Origin of the sequence: Lutibacter sp., from assembly GCF_013139515.1 — a bacterium.
Taxonomy (GTDB): domain Bacteria; phylum Bacteroidota; class Bacteroidia; order Flavobacteriales; family Flavobacteriaceae; genus Lutibacter.
In genome coordinates this window covers 1-2804 of record NZ_WTAR01000147.1, presented here as the reverse complement: position 1 = coordinate 2804, position 2804 = coordinate 1, and the positions used below count along the sequence as shown (strand labels likewise).

General features: G+C 33.6%; 3 protein-coding genes and 1 pseudogene. All 4 read left to right on the top strand.

Annotation, left to right across the window (positions count from 1 at the left end; genetic code table 11):
• Positions 1-1220, top strand: a 1220-nt coding sequence (nrfD, locus tag GQ540_RS12635) for an NrfD/PsrC family molybdoenzyme membrane anchor subunit (RefSeq protein WP_291801691.1), incomplete at its 5' end; no start/stop codon positions are given.
• On the top strand, positions 1213-1737 hold the full coding sequence (locus GQ540_RS12630) for a DUF3341 domain-containing protein (RefSeq protein WP_291801688.1): 525 nt from the start codon (positions 1213-1215) through the stop codon (positions 1735-1737). The genes nrfD and GQ540_RS12630, both read left to right, overlap by 8 nt.
• A 5-nt stretch (positions 1738-1742) precedes the next feature.
• Positions 1743-2297, top strand: coding sequence for a cytochrome c (locus GQ540_RS12625; RefSeq protein WP_291801684.1), 555 nt, complete (start codon positions 1743-1745; stop codon positions 2295-2297).
• 28 nt (positions 2298-2325) lie between these two features.
• Positions 2326-2804 (top strand): annotated as a pseudogene (locus GQ540_RS12620) (quinol:cytochrome C oxidoreductase); the annotation flags it as partial.

The following is a 2804-nucleotide window of genomic DNA, read 5'->3' as shown; positions in this document are numbered from 1 at the left end:
TATACACTATTGGAACAGGAATTGGAGTTTGGGGATTAAATAAAACCGTAGGTTGGGCTTGGGATATTACCAACTTTGTATGGTGGGTAGGTATTGGTCATGCTGGTACACTTATTTCCGCAGTACTGTTATTATTCCGTCAAAAATGGAGAATGGGTATTAACCGTTCAGCAGAAGCAATGACAATTTTTGCCGTTGTACAAGCAGGGTTATTTCCAGTGATTCATATGGGACGTGTTTGGAATGCACATTTTGTATTACCACTTCCTAATCAATTCGGTACACTTTGGACAAATTTTAACTCTCCATTATTATGGGATGTTTTTGCAATATCAACGTATTTATCAGTATCATTAGTTTTCTGGTGGACGGGTTTATTACCAGATTTTGCAATGTTACGTGATAGAGCAGTAAAACCATTTCAGAAAAAAATATACAGCTTATTAAGTTTTGGTTGGACAGGTAGAGCGAAAGACTGGCAGCGTTTTGAGGAAGTATCTTTAGTGTTAGCAGGTTTAGCAACACCATTAGTACTTTCAGTGCATACAATTGTATCGTTTGATTTTGCTACTTCAGTTATACCAGGGTGGCATACAACAATTTTCCCTCCTTACTTTGTGGCAGGAGCAGTTTTCTCAGGATTTGCAATGGTAAATACCTTGCTTATTATTATGAGAAAAGTATCAAACCTAGAAGCATATATTACAGAACAACATATTGAATTGATGAACATTGTAATTATGATTACAGGTTCAATTGTAGGTTGTGCTTATATTACTGAGTTATTTATAGCTTGGTACTCAGGAGTTGAATACGAACAATATGCATTTTTAAATAGAGCAACCGGTCCTTACTGGTGGGCATATTTAATAATGATGTCTTGTAACGTATTTTCACCTCAGTTAATGTGGTTTAAAAGATTAAGATCAAGCATTATGTTCTCATTCTTTATTTCAATAATTGTAAATATTGGAATGTGGTTTGAAAGATTTGTGATTATTGTAACTTCATTACATAGAGATTACTTACCATCATCTTGGACAATGTTCTCACCAACATTTGTTGATATTGGAATTTATGTTGGAACAATTGGTTTTTTCTTCGTATTATTTTTATTATACGCTAGAACATTCCCTGTAATTGCACAAGCCGAGGTTAAATCTATTTTGAAGTCATCAGGTGAACATTTTAAAAAATTAAGAGACGGAAATCATGAGTAATAAAGTAATACAAGCAATGTATAATGATGACGATATCCTTATGGATGCTGTTAAAGAAACACGTGCAGCAAATCATCATATAGAAGAGGTTTATACTCCATTCCCAGTACATGGTTTAGATAAAGCAATGGGGTTAAAAGGGACACGTATTGCAATTACAGCATTTATGTATGGCTGTGTTGGTTTAGCATTTTCTATTTGGATGATGGATTACATGATGATTCAAGATTGGCCGCAAGATATTGGTGGTAAACCAAGTTTCACATTCTTACAAAATATGCCAGCATTTGTACCAATTATGTTTGAAATGACCGTATTTTTTGCAGCGCATTTAATGGTAATAACATTTTATATGCGTAGTAAATTATGGCCATTTAAAAAAGCTGAAAACCCTGATCCAAGAACTACAGACGATATGTTTGTAATGGAAGTTTCTGTTGATGGAAATGAAACTGAATTAGTTTCGTTTTTAGAAAAAACAGGAACAGTTGAAATTAAAGTAACTGAAAAGCATTAATTAAAATGAAAAGCATTTTAAAATTAACAATAGCATTGGCTTTTATATTCACACTAACATCTTGTTGGAGTGATAAAACAACGCCAAATTATCAATATATGCCAGATATGTATAAGTCTGTTGGATATGAAACATATTCAAACAATCCAAACTTTGCAAACGGTATGACAACTCAACTCCCAGTTGATGGAACTATAGCCCGTGGACAAGTACCTTATGATTATGACAATACAAATGAAGGGTATGAAGCTGCTAAATTAGATTCAAAAAACCCTTTAGAGGTGAATGAAGCTAATTTAGAAAATGGTAAAGAAATGTACACAATTTATTGCACAGCTTGTCATGGTAAAACAGGAGCTGGAGATGGTATATTGGTAGAAAGAGAAAAGTTTTTAGGAGTTCCTAATTATAAAGACAGAGACATTAATGAAGGTAGTATCTACCACGTTATTATGTTTGGAAGAAATATGATGGGCTCACACGCTTCTCAATTAACAGCTAAAGAACGTTGGAAAACCACCATGTATGTTGAGCAGTTAAGAACAGATTTATTAAAATAACACTTTTACAAAGATAGAATTTAAGAATATGTATACATTTTCAAGTAAATTAAAAACATTCTCATTTGCTTTAATGATTATTGGGCTATTAGGAGTTGGTTATGGATTTTTATCTGCACCAAGTACTGTAGAAGATGTTAAAGTCATGTTACAAGAAAGTCATAACACACATGGTGAAGCTGAAGCTACTCATGAAAATGACACACATGCTTCTGCTGTAGAAACTGAATCACATTCAGATGACGCACATGCAGAACACGTATTACATTTATTACAAAACAAACCTTGGTCAGCTTTATATGTTGCCTTGTTTTTCTTTTTTATGATTTCTTTAGGAACCTTGGCTTTTTACGCAATTCAACATGCTGCACAGGCAGGTTGGTCAATTGTTTTGTTTAGAGTTATGGAAGGAATTGCGGCTTATTTACCCGTTGGTGCAATTTTATTATTTGTATTTTTTGTGCTTTCGTCACTACATATGAATCATCTATTTACGTGGATGGATCC

Bases quoted from the DNA above. Each gene is read 5' to 3' on its own strand.
- GQ540_RS12630 (WP_291801688.1), top strand. From the start codon at position 1,213: ATGAGTAATAAAGTAATACAAGCAATGTATAATGATGACGATATCCTT.
- GQ540_RS12625 (WP_291801684.1), top strand. From the start codon at position 1,743: ATGAAAAGCATTTTAAAATTAACAATAGCATTGGCTTTTATATTCACA.